At 70.7% G+C, this 12713-nt stretch carries 14 protein-coding genes; 8 read left to right on the top strand and 6 right to left on the bottom strand.

All coding sequences use genetic code 11. The features are described from left to right. Window positions 1–14 precede the first annotated feature (14 nt). Entirely contained in the window at window positions 15–908 is an 894-nt protein-coding gene (locus P3W75_RS04240; RefSeq protein WP_276226127.1) for a TauD/TfdA dioxygenase family protein, read from the top strand. 119 nt (window positions 909–1027) lie between these two features. On the opposite strand, the gene P3W75_RS04235 is transcribed toward P3W75_RS04240, so the two are convergent. Beyond that, on the bottom strand, window positions 1028–1927 hold the full coding sequence (locus tag P3W75_RS04235) for a LysR family transcriptional regulator (protein ID WP_276226126.1): 900 nt from the start codon (window positions 1925–1927) through the stop codon (window positions 1028–1030). Between the two features lie 109 nt (window positions 1928–2036). Here P3W75_RS04235 and P3W75_RS04230 point away from each other — a divergent pair, with 109 nt between their 5' ends. Beyond that, window positions 2037–3107: an AbrB family transcriptional regulator gene (locus P3W75_RS04230; RefSeq protein ID WP_276226125.1), complete on the top strand. Its 1071-nt coding sequence runs from the start codon at window positions 2037–2039 to the stop codon at window positions 3105–3107. A gap of 66 nt (window positions 3108–3173) precedes the next feature. After that, window positions 3174–4397, top strand: coding sequence for a flavin monoamine oxidase family protein (locus tag P3W75_RS04225; RefSeq protein ID WP_276226124.1), 1224 nt, complete (start codon window positions 3174–3176; stop codon window positions 4395–4397). On the opposite strand, the gene P3W75_RS04220 is transcribed toward P3W75_RS04225, so the two are convergent. Further along, window positions 4394–4948, bottom strand: a complete 555-nt coding sequence (locus P3W75_RS04220; RefSeq protein WP_276226123.1) for a TetR/AcrR family transcriptional regulator — start codon at window positions 4946–4948, stop codon at window positions 4394–4396. The two genes, P3W75_RS04225 and P3W75_RS04220, sit on opposite strands and share 4 nt — an antisense overlap. Before the next feature lie 88 nt (window positions 4949–5036). Here P3W75_RS04220 and P3W75_RS04215 point away from each other — a divergent pair, with 88 nt between their 5' ends. After that, window positions 5037–6287, top strand: coding sequence for an MFS transporter (locus P3W75_RS04215; protein ID WP_276226122.1), 1251 nt, complete (start codon window positions 5037–5039; stop codon window positions 6285–6287). On the opposite strand, the gene P3W75_RS04210 is transcribed toward P3W75_RS04215, so the two are convergent. Continuing rightward, window positions 6260–7051 carry a LysR family transcriptional regulator gene (locus P3W75_RS04210; protein ID WP_276226121.1) on the bottom strand — a complete coding sequence of 264 codons (792 nt, stop codon included), beginning with the start codon at window positions 7049–7051 and terminating at the stop codon, window positions 6260–6262. The genes P3W75_RS04215 and P3W75_RS04210 overlap by 28 nt on opposite strands. Window positions 7052–7163: 112 nt before the next feature. Here P3W75_RS04210 and P3W75_RS04205 point away from each other — a divergent pair, with 112 nt between their 5' ends. Beyond that, window positions 7164–7889, top strand: a complete 726-nt coding sequence (locus P3W75_RS04205) for an SDR family oxidoreductase (RefSeq protein WP_276226120.1) — start codon at window positions 7164–7166, stop codon at window positions 7887–7889. Here P3W75_RS04205 and P3W75_RS04200 read toward each other — a convergent pair. Next, the gene (locus P3W75_RS04200; RefSeq protein WP_276226119.1) at window positions 7886–9118 is read right to left on the bottom strand and encodes an NADH:flavin oxidoreductase/NADH oxidase family protein; all 1233 of its coding nucleotides are present in this window, start codon (window positions 9116–9118) and stop codon (window positions 7886–7888) included. The two genes, P3W75_RS04205 and P3W75_RS04200, sit on opposite strands and share 4 nt — an antisense overlap. 80 nt (window positions 9119–9198) lie before the next feature. Here P3W75_RS04200 and P3W75_RS04195 point away from each other — a divergent pair, with 80 nt between their 5' ends. Then, the gene (locus tag P3W75_RS04195; RefSeq protein WP_276226118.1) at window positions 9199–9618 is read left to right on the top strand and encodes a MerR family transcriptional regulator; all 420 of its coding nucleotides are present in this window, start codon (window positions 9199–9201) and stop codon (window positions 9616–9618) included. A gap of 95 nt (window positions 9619–9713) precedes the next feature. On the opposite strand, the gene arfB is transcribed toward P3W75_RS04195, so the two are convergent. Continuing rightward, on the bottom strand, window positions 9714–10127 hold the full coding sequence (gene arfB / locus P3W75_RS04190; protein WP_276226117.1) for an alternative ribosome rescue aminoacyl-tRNA hydrolase ArfB: 414 nt from the start codon (window positions 10125–10127) through the stop codon (window positions 9714–9716). A gap of 248 nt (window positions 10128–10375) precedes the next feature. On the opposite strand from arfB, the gene P3W75_RS04185 reads away from it, so the two are divergent. Beyond that, window positions 10376–11287 (top strand): nucleoside-binding protein, encoded by a 912-nt coding sequence (locus tag P3W75_RS04185; protein ID WP_276226116.1) that lies wholly within the window; start codon window positions 10376–10378, stop codon window positions 11285–11287. A gap of 101 nt (window positions 11288–11388) precedes the next feature. Here the strand turns inward: P3W75_RS04185 and P3W75_RS04180 are convergent, their stop codons facing one another. Next, complete coding sequence (locus P3W75_RS04180; protein ID WP_276226115.1) at window positions 11389–11766, bottom strand: MliC family protein; 378 nt, start codon at window positions 11764–11766, stop codon at window positions 11389–11391. Between the two features lie 148 nt (window positions 11767–11914). On the opposite strand from P3W75_RS04180, the gene P3W75_RS04175 reads away from it, so the two are divergent. Next, window positions 11915–12706, top strand: coding sequence for an AraC family transcriptional regulator (locus tag P3W75_RS04175; protein WP_276226114.1), 792 nt, complete (start codon window positions 11915–11917; stop codon window positions 12704–12706). Window positions 12707–12713 lie beyond the last annotated feature (7 nt).

Raw genomic sequence — 12713 nt, 5'->3', positions numbered from 1 at the left:
AAGAGGCCCGCCCCATGTTCGAGTTCTTCTACACGCTACCCAGCCAGAACCGCGCCGCCGACTACCGCCACCTGAAGGTGCTGCCCGCCACCGGCGCGATCGGCGCCGACGTTTGCGGCGTCGACCTGAAGACCCTCGGCGAGGAAGGCTACGCCGAGCTGCGCCAGGCCCTGCTGGCGCACAAGGTGGTGTTCATCCGCGACCAGTCGCTGAGCGTCGAGGACCTGGAGGCGGTGACCCTGCGCTTCGGCGAGTTCGGCCGCGAGCCCTACGTCGAGGGCCTGCCCGACCATCCCCACGTGGTGCGGGTGGTCAAGGAAGCCAACGAGAAGACCCCGGTGGTGTTCGGCGGCGCCTGGCACAGCGACTGGTCGTTCCAGGAGCGCCCGCCGGCCTTCACCCTGCTCTACGGCGAGGACATCCCGCCGTTCGGCGGCGACACCCTGTACGCCAACCTGGCCCTGGCCTACGAGTGGCTCTCGCCCAAGCTGCGCGCGCAGCTGGAAGGCCTCGACGCCATCCACAGCCCGGAGCGCGCCTACGGCGCCGAGGCCAAGCACAACGACCTGATGGAGAACATGGCGGTGCGCTACGGCAACAGCGACGGCGAGACCCGCTCGCACCCGCTGGTGACCCGCCACCCGGAAACCGGCAAGAAGGTGCTGTTCATCAACCCGGCCTACACCAGCGGCATCAAGGGCATGCGCCCGGCGGAGGCGCAGCCGCTGCTGGACTACCTGTTCGGCATCGCCACCCAGCCGGCCTTCACCTGCCGCATGCGCTGGAGCAAGGGCACCCTGGCGATCTGGGACAACCGCAGCGCCTGGCACTACCCGGTGTCCGACTACCACGGGATGCGCCGCGAGATGTATCGCACGACGGTGATGGGCGAGGTGCCCAGCCGCTGACGGAACCTGTCCAGCGACGTAGGGCGGATAACGTTCCACGTTATCCGCCGTTTGACCGAAGCCCCAGAGCCACCCCAGGCTGAAGCTGAACGGCGTACAACCGCGAACGGTTGTACGCCCTACCCTACCAACCCACCCTGCGCGTGCTCGCGCAACATCCCCCGCAGCAGCTGCGCAGCCGGCGGCAGGTAGGCGCCGTCGCGCACCGCCAGGCCGATGGTGCGGGTCAGGGTGGTGGCCTGCAGTTCCACCTCGCGCAGCTGGTCCATGCCGTGGCCGCCGGCCAGGGCCTCGCGGGCGACGAAGCTGAGCAGGCGGGTGCGGGCGATCAGGTTGGGCAGCATGGGGATGGCGTTGGTCTCGATCTGCACCCGTGGCGCCGGCAGGCCGTGGGCCTGGAAGGTGGCATCGAGCCAGCGCCGCGACGACACCGTCGACGCCGGCAGCACCCAGCGGTAGCGGCACAGGTCGGCGATCTCCAGCGGGGCGTCGAACAGCGGGTGCTCGCGGCTGGCCACCACCACCACCTGGTCCTGCAGCAACGGCTCGCTGCGCAGGTGCGCGTCGTCGAGGATGCGGCTGCAGATCGCCATGTCCAGGCGCCCACCGCGCAGGGCCTCGCGCAGCACGTCGTCCTGGCCGAGGACCAGGCTGATGGTCACCTCCGGGGCACGTTGCAGCAGGTCCTCCACCAGGCGCGGCAGCAGGTACTCGGCCATGGTCGCGGCGCAGCCCAGGCGGATGCTGCCGACCATGCCGCTGGCGAAGTCGCGCACTTCCCGGCGCGTCTCCTCGACGTCCTGGCGCAGCTGGCGGGCGCGCTGCAGCATCAGCTCGCCGGCCGGGGTCAGGCGGATGCGCCGGCCGTCACGCTGGAACAGGCTGGCGCCGAGGGACTCCTCCAGGCGCTGGATGCTCTTGGTCAGCGCCGGCTGGCTGCGCCCCAGGCGTTCGGCGGCGCGGCCGAGGTGACCGAGTTCGGCGATGGTTTCGAAGTAGGCGAGATCGCGCAGGTCCATGGCGGCCTTCCGATAACTTTCAGGAATGAATTCATGCCTATTAGAAAATGGACTTGATGAATCGCGCTACCGATAATTCCGCCCGTCGTCCGCCTTCGGGAGCCTTCACGTGTCCAGCCGCCCCGCCCAGCACCTCAGCCGCCTCCCCGCCAGCCTGCAATGGCCGGCCCTGATCCTGGCGGCCGGCGGCGCCGGGCAGTTGCTGGCCTGGCTGGGGATTCCCGCCGCGCTGTTCCTCGGCCCGATGCTGGTGGCCATCGCCTTCGGCGTCGGCGGCGCCGGCATCCGCCTGCCGCGCCAGGCCTTCCGCCTCAGCCAGGGCTGCATCGGCCTGCTGGTGGCCCACGCGATCAACGCCTCGGTGCTACAGGCCATGGCCGCGTCCTGGCCGCTGATGCTCTGCGCCACCCTGCTCACCCTGCTGCTCAGCGCCGTGGTCAGCTACGCCATGGTGCGTTTCGGCGGCATCCCCGGCAGCACCGCCGCCTGGGGCACCGCGCCGGGCGGCGCGGCGGCCATGGTGGCGATGGCCGAGTCGCACGGCGCCGACCCGCGAGTAGTGGCGACCATGCAGTACGTGCGAGTGGTCTGCGTGGTCATGGCCGGGGCCCTGGTCGGCCGCCTGCTGGGTGTCGAGGGCGGCGGCTCGGCCGCGCACAGCACGCCGCTGGTGGACGCCGCCCGCCTGCCGGACCTGATCGACTGCCTGCTGCTGATCTTCGTCGGCGTCAGCCTCGGCGCCCGCCTGCCGGCCGGCCCGCTGCTGGTGCCGCTGCTGGCCGGCGCCGCGCTGCAACTGGGCGGGCTGCTGCACATCACCCTGCCGCACTGGCTGCTGGCCGTGGCCTACGGGGTGATCGGCTGCTACATCGGCCTGCGCTTCGACCGCGCCAGCCTGGCCTACGTCGGCCGCCACCTGCCGGCCATGCTGGTCAGCGCGCTGGCCCTGATCGCCAGCTGCGCGCTGTTCGCCTGGGGCCTGGCGGCGCTCACCGGGATGGACTTCCTGTCGCTGTACCTGGCCACCAGCCCCGGCGGCCTGGACGCCATGGCGATCATCGCGGTGGACACCCACTCCGACGTTGGCCTGGTGCTGGCCATGCAGACCCTGCGGCTGTTCGTGGTGCTGTTCAGCGGGGTGTCCGTCGCCCGCCTGGTGATTCGCCTGAGCCACGCCTGAGGCGCTTGTGCGGCGCCGCGCCCTCGGCTAGGTTCGAGGCCTTTCCAAGCGGCCAAGGACAGCCCCATGCACCAGCCCAGCGCCTGGTACGTCACCCACTGGAGCGACGACCCGTTCAGCGGCGGCGCCTACAGCACCCTGCTGCCCGGCGGCACGCCCGCGCACCGCGCCACCCTCGGCGCATGCCTGGGCCGGCGCCTGGCGCTCGCCGGCGAAGCCTGCAACCCGCGCGCCCCGGCCATGACCCACGGCGCCTGGGACGACGGCCTGCGCGCCGCCGACCTGGCCCTGGCCGCCGGTGCGCGGCGGGTGCTGGTGGTGGGCGCCGGTTGCGCCGGCATCGCCGCCGCCCGCCGCCTGCGCGAACGCGGCGTGGCCTGCGTGGTGCTGGAAGCCCGCGAGCGCCTCGGCGGGCGCACCCACAGCATCCAGCTCGGCGCGGTGACGGTGGATGTCGGTGCCGCCTGGCTGCAGCAGTTCGCCGACAACGCCCTCGCCGACCAAGCGCAGCGCCTCGGCCTGGCGCTGGTGGAAACCGATTTCACCAGGCCCCTGGCCGCCGCCGGCGATGGCCCGCTGCCGGACATAGACGCCGCCTGGGACGCCCTGCGCGGCGGCCTCGACCGCAGCCTGCCGCTGGCCGCCGGCGTGGCCCGCTACCTGGCCGGGCTGGCGCCGCAACAGGCGCGCGCCACCCGCTTCGCCATCGACGCCAACCTGATCCTCGAAGCCTGCCTGCCGCTGGAGCAGCTCTCGGTGGACGCGCTCGACGAGGAAGGCGTGGGCAACGGCGACCGCTTCCTGCCCGGCGGCTACGCCCAGTTGATCGAGCGGCTCGCCGCCGGCCTGGACATCCGCCTGGGCCAGCCGGTGACGCGCATCGACTGGTCCGCCGACGAGGTGCGGGTGAACGACGAAGCGGCCGACTTCTGCATCTGCACGGCGCCCCTGGGCGCGCTCGCCAACCTCACCTTCGAGCCGCCGCTGCCGGCGCCGCAACGCGACGCCCTCGCCCACCTGGGCATGGGCCGCCTGGAAAAAGTGGTGCTGCAGTTCGAACGGCGCTGGTGGCCGCGCTCGCCCTCGGGCTACCTGCGCTGGTACGACAGCCCGGCCAGCTGGGGCGAATGGCTGGACCTGACCGACGCCGTGGGCGTGCCCACCGTGGCCGGGCTGATCGCCGCCGACGCCGTGGACCGGCAGTTCGCCGGGCGTAGCGACGAACAGATCGCCCTCGCCGCCCGCGACGCCCTGCAGGCCTGGGCGGCGGCCGTGGAAGCCGAGGGCTAGAGGCCTTCCAGGGTCAGGTCGAGGAGGCCGTCGAGATAGCTGGCGTCCAGTTCCTGGTTGGAGAACAGGATGCGATAGACCAGCGGCGCCATCAGCCGGTCGACGATGCGGTCCACCGCCGGCAGCGCCTCGCCGCGCGCGGCGGCGCGGGCCAGGATGATCTCGAACTGGTTGCAGGCGATCTCCATGCAGCGCCCGGAGCAGATGCCGCCGGCCGCCAGCAGGTCGAGCACCACCGCGCGCCCCGGCACCGAGGCGGTTTCCTCCATGTACTGCACGCCCCAGGCCTGCAGGTCGCCGCGCAAGCTGCCGGTGTCGGCCGGCTCGGCGTCGGGGCGGATGCGTTGCAGGGCGACGTCGCCGAGCAGCTCGTTGAGGTCGCCCCAGCGCCGGTAGATGGTCGAGGGCGTGACCCCGGCGCGCGCGGCGATCAGCGGCACCGTCAGTTCGGCGCGCTCGCGCTCCGCCAGCAGTTCCGTCACCGCCTTGTGCACCGAGGCCTGGACCCTCGCGCTGCGGCCCCCCGGCCGTACACCCTGGTTGATCGCCATATTCACCTTAACGCAAAGAATTTGCTTTTGTGCCGAAACAGGTCCAGCATCTCGCAAAAGCTAAATATTAGCCTTTGCGAGGCCGATCATGAAAGACACCCTATCTCAAAGCTCCGATGAAAGCCCTGATGGACGCCGCCCCGGACTTTCCCCGCGCGCCTCGACCTGGCTGCTCGGCGCCATTCTCCTGGCCTTCCTCGCCGCCGCCAGCGCGCCCACTCCGCTGTACGCGCTGTACCGCGAGACCTGGGGCTTCTCGCCGACCCTGCTGACCCTGGTGTTCAGCATCTACGCCGGCGGCCTGTTGCTGGCCCTGCTGGTGTTCGGCTCGTTGTCCGATCACCTCGGCCGGCGCCCGCTGATCCGCGCGGCGCTGGCCATCGAGCTGCTGGCGATGGCGGTGTTCCTCTGCGCCGGTTCGGTCCAGGCGCTGATCCTCGCGCGGCTGCTGCAGGGTTTCGCCACAGGCCTGGCGACCAGCGTGCTGGGCGCCGCCCTGCTGGATGTCGACCGCGAGCGCGGGCCGCTGGTGAACAGCGTCGCGCCCATGCTCGGCCTGGCCTTGGGAGCCCTGGGCAGCAGCGCCCTGGTGCAGTTCGCCGGCGAGCCGCTGCACCGCGTGTACCTGGTACTACTGGTGCTCTTCGCGGTCTTCGCCGGGCTGCTGCGGCGGCTGCCGGAAAGCGTCAGCCCGCAGCCCGGCGCGCTGGCCTCGCTGCGCCCGCGCATCCGCATCCCGGCCCAGGCGCGCCGCGCCTTCTGGGGCGTGGCGCCGCTGAACGCGAGCCTCTGGGCGCTGGGCGGTTTCTACCTGTCACTGGGGCCGACCCTGGCGCGCCAGGTGACCGGCCAGCCGGCGCCGCTCACCGGCGGCGTGCTGGTATTCCTGCTCACCGCCTGCGGCGCGGTGGCCATCCTCGCCCTGCGCCACGCGGCGGCGCCGGCGATCCTGCGGCGCGGCGGCCTGGCCCTGGTCGGCGGCCTGCTGCTGACCCTGCTGGGCGTCGACAACGGCAGCGCCTGGCTGTTCTTCCTCGGCACGGCGGTGGCCGGGCTGGGCTTCGGCGGCGGTTTCCTCGGCGCGCTACGCTCGGTGGTGCCGCTGGCCCACGCCCATGAACGTGGCGGGCTGATGGCCGGGTTCTACGTACTCAGCTACCTGGCGTTCAGCCTCCCGGCGGTGCTCGCCGGCATCGCTACCCAGCGCTACGGCCTGATCGCCACCACCAACGGCTACGCCGCCAGCCTGATCCTGCTGGCCAGCCTGGTGCTGCTGTTCAGCCTGCGCGGCCCGGCGCGCCAGGCCGAGGCTCAGGCGACGGCCTGCTCGCGCAGGTAGTCGTAGAGGGCGCGCACCGCCGGTTGCTGCAACGCCTGGGCGGCGTGGCACAGGCCGATGCGCCGGGTCGGCAGCGGCAGGCGCGGCAGGCCCTGGCGCACCCCGGCGGCGCCGGCCAGCAGCGAGGCCGGCACCAGCGCCGCGCCGACGCCAGCCGCCACCAGCCGTAGCGCCAGCTCCAGCGAGCCGGCGCGGGCCACCACCTCGCCGTCGGCGTACAGCGCCATCACCCGCTGGTGCGACGGGTGCGCGGGGCAGGTGATCCAGCCCGGCGCGTCATTCGTCGAGGCGGCCGGCAAGGCCAGCACATAGGGGTCGTCCCACACCGGCAGGAACAGCTCGTCCTCGCAGCAGAACTCCTCCACCGCCAGGCGCGCGTCGCCGACGCAGCCCTGTTCCAGCTGCAACAGCAGGTTGGGCACGGCGGCATAGGCGATGGCGATGAATCGCTCCAGCTGCGCGGCGCTGACGTCGCCCTCCACGCCCAGGTGCAGCGCCACCCGCGCCTGCGGCTCGCGGAACATGCCGCGCAGGCCCTCGGCGTCGGCCAGCAGCGCCCGCGCGCGCGGGTAGAGCGCGCGCGCCGCCTCGCTGACCTCCACGCCGCGCGCCTGGCGCAGGAACAGCGTGGCGCCGAGGGATTCCTCCAACTGCCGGATGGTCACCGACAATGTCGGCTGGCTGACGAACAGGCGCTGCGCGGCGGCGGTGATGTTGCGTTCTTCGAAGACGGCGACGAAGGCGGCGAGCTGACGAATATCCATAGGAAAAGCCGATACCAGGCAAAGAAACAAGCCATTTTTCAGGCGAGAATCTGCTCAATATACTTCAATCCACCGTTTAGAAATTCGTTATTCCGATACCTGGAGAGCCCCCATGAGCAAGCCCCTGATCATCGTCACCGGTGCCAGTTCCGGCATCGGCGAAGCCACCGCCCGCCTTTTCGCCCAGCTGGGCCACCCGCTGCTGTTGCTGGCCCGGCGCATCGAGCGCCTGGAAGCCCTGGGCCTGCCCAACGCCCTGTGCCGCGCGGTGGACGTCACCGACCGCGCCGCCCTGCTCGCCGCCGTGGCCGAAGCCGAGGAACGCTTCGGCCCGGCCGACGCCCTGGTCAACAACGCCGGGGTGATGCTGCTGGGGCAGATGGCCGAGCAGGACCCGGCGGAATGGGAGCGCATGCTCGACGTCAACGTGAAGGGCCTGCTCAACGGCGTGCACGCCGTGCTCAAGGGCATGCTCGAACGCCGCCACGGCACCCTGATCAACGTCAGCTCGGTGGCCGGGCGCAAGACCTTCCCCAACCACACCGCCTACGTCGGCACCAAGTTCGCGGTGCACGCCATCTCCGAGAACCTGCGCGAGGAAGTGGCGGCGCACAACGTGCGGGTGGTCACCATCGCCCCCGGCGCGGTGGAGACCGAACTGCTCGGCCACACCACCGACGAGGCGATCAAGGCCGGCTACCAGGCCTGGAAACAGGACATGGGCGGCAAGGTGCTGAGCGCCGAGGACGTCGCCGGGGCCATCCGCTTCGCCTACGAGCAGCCCCAGGGCGTGTGCATCCGCGAGATCGTCCTGGCCGCCACGCGCCAGCAGGCCTAGCCGGGCTGGCGCTCCATCCAGCGCCGGTACTGGCGGGTGCGCCGCCGCGTGCACAGTTGCTCCAGCAGCAGCGCGCGCAGCGGCGAGGCCTGCGGGTCGGGCTGGCGGCTGGCGCCCAGGCGTCGCAGCTGCAGCTTGACCAGCGCCATGTAGGCCAGCGACGCCAGCGGCTTGGAACGCCAGGTGATCGGCCGCAGCTGCGGGTGCGGGTCGCGGCCGGCGCGCCAGAGCTCCGGCAGGCGCGGTTCGATGGCCAGGGCGGTGCCGATACCGACCATCGCCAGGCCGCTGTCCAGCACCTGCTCGGCCACCGCCAGGCGGCGGATGCCGCCAGTGACCATCAGCGGCATGCGCGCCGCGTCGAGCATCTCGCGGGCGAATTCCAGGAAGTAGGCCTCGCGGGCCAGGGTACGCCCGTCGCGAGCCTCGCCCTGCATGGCTGGCGCCTCGTAGCTGCCGCCGGACAGCTCGACCAAATCGACCGCCTCGTCGTTCAGCCAGACGATCACCTGGCGCGCGTCGCGGGCGTCGAAACCGCCACGCTGGAAGTCGGCGGAATTCAGCTTCACCGCCACGCAGAAGCCCGGCGACACCGCCGCGCGCACCGCGCGGACCACCTCCAGCAGCAGCCGCGCGCGGTTCTCCAGGGCGCCGCCCCAGCAGTCCTGGCGACGGTTGCTCAACGGCGAGAGGAACTGGCTGAGCAGGTAGCCGTGCGCCGCGTGCACCTGCACGCCACTGAAGCCGGCCTGCTCGGCCAGGGCGGCGGCGCGGGCGAAGCGGGCGATCACCTCGGCGATGTCGCTCTCGCTCATCTCGCGCGGCACGGCGAACAGCTTGGAGAACTTGCCCAGGTCCAGCTGCACGGCGGACGGCGCCCAGGCGCCCTGGCCGAGGTTGACCTGCACCTGGCGCCCGGGGTGGTTGAGCTGCAGCCAGAACTGCGCGCCGCGCGCACGGCCCACCCGCGCCCACTCGCGGAACTTGTCCAGTTGCCGCTCGTCCTCCAGCACCACGCCGCCGGGGCCGGTCATGGCCCGGCGGTCGATCATCACGTTGCCGCTGAGCAGCAGCCCGGCGCCGCCGTCGGCCCAGGCGCGGTACAGGCGCAGCAGTTCGGCCGAGGGCGCCTGTTCGGCGTCGGCGAGGTTCTCTTCCATCGCGGCCTTGGCCAGGCGATTGGGGATTTCGCCGCCGTTGGGCAGGCGCAGGGGCTGGAACGGGGTCATGGCGCAGCTCCGGGGTTGTGGTGCGGGCAAGGCTAAGATTAAAGTTAACTTTAATGTCAAGCCTTCGGAGCGAACGTCCCATGAAGATCGGCGAACTGGCCCGCCTCAGCGGCCTGGCGCCCTCGCGCATCCGCTTCTACGAGAGCGCCGGGCTGATCGGCAAGGTGCGCCGCCAGGCCAACGGCTACCGCGAATACCCGGACGACACCCTGCGCCTGCTGGAGATCGTGCGCTACTCGCAGCAAGCCGGTTTCAGCCTGGAGGAAATCCGCAACCTGCTGCCGCAACACGACGCGCTCGATGGCGACCACTCCATGCTGCTGGCCAGCCTGAAGGCCAAGGTCGCCGAGATCGAGGCGCTGCAACGGCGCCTGCAGGACAACCGCCAGCGCCTGCTGGCGATCATCGACGGCATCGAGAACAAGCCCGAAGGCCTGGGCTGCGAGGCCAACGCCGAGCGCATGCTGGCAGCGATCCGCGAGCGCGAAGCCAAGGCCTGAGCACCACAGGAGCGGATTCCATCCGCGAATCGCGCCCGAGCGGTGGGATATCGCGGGCGTGGCCCGCTCCTACCGCGATACCCGCCCCGCTGCGTTCAGTAATCCACCTTGCCGCGCCCGGCCTTGATCGAACCGCGCTTGCTCTTGCCATCCAGGCGGCGGGTCTTCGAGCCGAGGGTCGGGCGGGTCGCCTTGCGCTTCTTCTGCACCTGGGTCGCCGAGCGGATCAGCTCGGCCAGGCGCTCCAGCGCGTCCGCGCGGTTCTGTTCCTGGGTGCGGTACTGCTGGGCCTTGATCACCACCACGCCGTCGCCGCTGATGCGCTGGTCGCTCAGCGCCAGCAGGCGCTCCTTGTAGAACGGCGGCAGCGACGAGGCGTGGATGTCGAAGCGCAGGTGCACGGCGCTGGACACCTTGTTGACGTTCTGCCCGCCGGCGCCCTGGGCGCGGATGGCGCTCAGCTCGATTTCGGCGTCGGGGATCTGCACGGCGTTGGAGATGACGAGCATGGCGATGTTTTCAGACGGAATGAGACAAGCATACCGCGCTACCGGGCATTGGCCCAAGGCCAGACGCGGCAAGGCGCAAAGCCGATTCCTGACCTGCGGATCAATTTTTGAATACAATCTTGTATACAAAAATATCTTGCAATGTAACCACTGAGACCTTAGAACCCTGCCTACCCCCACCGCAGGCAGTGCGCGGCGAGCGGCCTCCTCCCTGACAACAACAAGAAGCAACAAGAACGAGGTGCAGCATGTACCGTCCGTTTTCCTCCGCGCCGGCGCCCCGCGCCAGACGCACGCCCCGCCGCCTGAGCAACGGCAGCCACATCGCCCTGAGCGCCGCCCTGCTGGCCGGCCTGCCGCTGGACGCGGCGCTGGCCGACGACGAGCGCTTCTTCGAATGGACCAGCAACACCCTGGGCTTCCGCTACGGCCAGCAGTTCACCAACCCGAACAACCCGGACAAGTTCGCCAAGCGCATCTACAGCTTCAGCCACGCCGACGGCTACCGCTACGGCAGCAACTTCTTCCACCTCGACGTGTTCCTCTCCGACAGCCGCGACCCGCGCAAGGGCACCGACCACGGCGGCAGCGAGGTCTACGCGGTCTACCGCCACCAGCTGTACGCCTCGCGGGTGTTCGACCTGCCGCTGGGCAAGGGCCTGGTGAAGGACCACGCGCTCACCTTCGGCTTCGACGCCAGCCGCAACAACAACCTCGCCTCGGCGAAGAAGCGCGCGCTGGTGATCGGCCCCACGCTGAAGTTCAACGGCGCCGGCGTGCTCGACCTGAGCCTGATGTACTACCGCGAGAAGAACCACTTCGGCGTGCCCGGCGCGAAGCACCCGGAACACACCTTCGACGGCACCTACATGCTCAACCTGACCTGGCTCAAGCCGTTCCAGCTGGGCCAGCGCATGGCCAAGTTCCAGGGCTTCCTCAACCACGTCGGCGAAAAGGGCGAGGACTACAACGACAACGACACCGCGGCGGAAACCCTGCTGCGCACCTCGCTGATGGTCGCCGCCCTGCCCGGCGCCAAGCGCCAGCCGAACCTCTGGCTGGGCGTGGGCTACGAGTACTGGCACAACAAGTTCGGCGTGGACGGCGGCACCGGCAGCCGCACCTCGACGCCGACGCTGAACCTGGAGTTCACCTTCTGACAGTCTCACCTACCCCGTAGGAGCGCGCGATCGCGGGCGTGGCCCGCTCCTACCAAATGAAAAAGCCCGGCATTGGCCGGGCTTTTTCGTCGGGCGTCGACTCAGCGCTCCTTGCAGGACACACCGTCGGCCGGCTCGCCACCCTTCCAGTCCTTGAACAGGATGGCTTCCTCGCCCTTGGTCCACCAGACGAACTGGCCGGCGGCGTACTTGGCGCCGGAGCCGGAGATGACGTTGCTGAACACCAGGGTCGAGGCATCGCTCACCGGCACCACCGCCAGGTGGTTGTCACCCTTGTTCAGGTACTGGACGCTGAACTTGCGCCCGTCCTCGCACTTGTAGTCGACGCTGCGCGAGTCGAGCTTGGCGTCGCCCGGCAGGACCAGCGCGTCCACCGGCGGCGCCTTCTTCTCTCCGCCGCCACAGGCGACCAGCAGCACGGGAACGGCGGCGGCGAGCAGCCAGAATGCTTTTTTCATGAGTATCCCTCTGACGAAAATGGCCCGCTCACTCTAGACAAGGATCGCCGTCGCCGGCAACGCCACGCGCCCCGGCGAAAAGTCGGGGGCTGCGCCGTGGCGCCGGCGCCGCTACCATGCGCGGCACAGTCCCCCATCCCGGTGAGCCATGGCCCGCGCCACTCCGCCCGATCTCAGCGACACCCAGGTGCCCCTGCGCGGCCTGGCGCGCAGCTACCCGCGCGGGCTGTTCATCGAGCCGCACCAGCACGAGTGGGGCCAGGTGCTGTACGCCATGTCCGGGCTGATGTGGCTGGAAACCCCGCACGAGGCTCTGCTGCTGCCGCCACTGCGCGCGGTCTGGCTGCCGCCGGGGGTGCCGCATGGCATCCGAGTGGTCAGCGAGCTGCAGATGCGCAACATCTACCTGCGCCCGAGCCTGGCCGGGGCGCTGGACGAGCGCGTGCAGGTATTCGAGGTGGACGCCCTGCTGCGCGAGCTGATCCTGCGCCTGGTGGAACAGGAAAAGCAGCCGGACCCGGAGTACTACCGCGCGCTCTCCGACCTCTGCGTGCTGGAGCTGCGCCGCGCCCGCAGCAGCCTGCCGCGCATCCCGCTGCCGGAGGACGACGACCGCCGCCTGCTCGCCCTGTGCCAGGCGGTGCTGGCCCGGCCCAGCGCGGAAATCCCCTTCGAACAGCACGCCGCCGAAGTGGGCGCCAGCGTGCGCACCCTCGCCCGCCTGTTCCAGCGCAGCCTGGGCATGGGCTTCGCCGCCTGGCGCCGGCAGGTGCAACTGGCCACGGCGGTGGCCGCCCTGACCGCCGGCACCCCGGTCGGCCGCGTCGCCCACGACCTGGGCTACACCCCGGGCGCCTTCAGCGAGATGTTCCGCCGCGAGCTGGGGGTGGCGCCTTCGGAGTGGGCCGCAGCGGCGTCGGATGCGGAAGGCTCTGGGTGATTCCCCT

Source organism: Pseudomonas citronellolis (assembly GCF_029335315.1).
GTDB lineage: Bacteria > Pseudomonadota > Gammaproteobacteria > Pseudomonadales > Pseudomonadaceae > Pseudomonas > Pseudomonas citronellolis_A.
This window is presented reverse-complemented; position numbering and strand designations above follow the sequence as displayed.

What these genes read in the sequence shown, in the direction of transcription:
- arfB (WP_276226117.1), bottom strand. Translation starts at nt 10,127, where the DNA reads ATGCTCGTCATCTCCAACGCCGTGCAGATCCCCGACGCCGAAATCGAG.
- P3W75_RS04200 (WP_276226119.1), bottom strand. Translation starts at nt 9,118, where the DNA reads ATGACCCCGTTCCAGCCCCTGCGCCTGCCCAACGGCGGCGAAATCCCC.
- P3W75_RS04235 (WP_276226126.1), bottom strand. Translation starts at nt 1,927, where the DNA reads ATGGACCTGCGCGATCTCGCCTACTTCGAAACCATCGCCGAACTCGGT.
- P3W75_RS04185 (WP_276226116.1), top strand. Translation starts at nt 10,376, where the DNA reads ATGTACCGTCCGTTTTCCTCCGCGCCGGCGCCCCGCGCCAGACGCACG.
- P3W75_RS04240 (WP_276226127.1), top strand. Translation starts at nt 15, where the DNA reads ATGTTCGAGTTCTTCTACACGCTACCCAGCCAGAACCGCGCCGCCGAC.
- P3W75_RS04220 (WP_276226123.1), bottom strand. Translation starts at nt 4,948, where the DNA reads ATGGCGATCAACCAGGGTGTACGGCCGGGGGGCCGCAGCGCGAGGGTC.
- P3W75_RS04215 (WP_276226122.1), top strand. Translation starts at nt 5,037, where the DNA reads ATGAAAGACACCCTATCTCAAAGCTCCGATGAAAGCCCTGATGGACGC.
- P3W75_RS04195 (WP_276226118.1), top strand. Translation starts at nt 9,199, where the DNA reads ATGAAGATCGGCGAACTGGCCCGCCTCAGCGGCCTGGCGCCCTCGCGC.
- P3W75_RS04225 (WP_276226124.1), top strand. Translation starts at nt 3,174, where the DNA reads ATGCACCAGCCCAGCGCCTGGTACGTCACCCACTGGAGCGACGACCCG.
- P3W75_RS04180 (WP_276226115.1), bottom strand. Translation starts at nt 11,766, where the DNA reads ATGAAAAAAGCATTCTGGCTGCTCGCCGCCGCCGTTCCCGTGCTGCTG.
- P3W75_RS04210 (WP_276226121.1), bottom strand. Translation starts at nt 7,051, where the DNA reads ATGGATATTCGTCAGCTCGCCGCCTTCGTCGCCGTCTTCGAAGAACGC.
- P3W75_RS04205 (WP_276226120.1), top strand. Translation starts at nt 7,164, where the DNA reads ATGAGCAAGCCCCTGATCATCGTCACCGGTGCCAGTTCCGGCATCGGC.
- P3W75_RS04175 (WP_276226114.1), top strand. Translation starts at nt 11,915, where the DNA reads ATGGCCCGCGCCACTCCGCCCGATCTCAGCGACACCCAGGTGCCCCTG.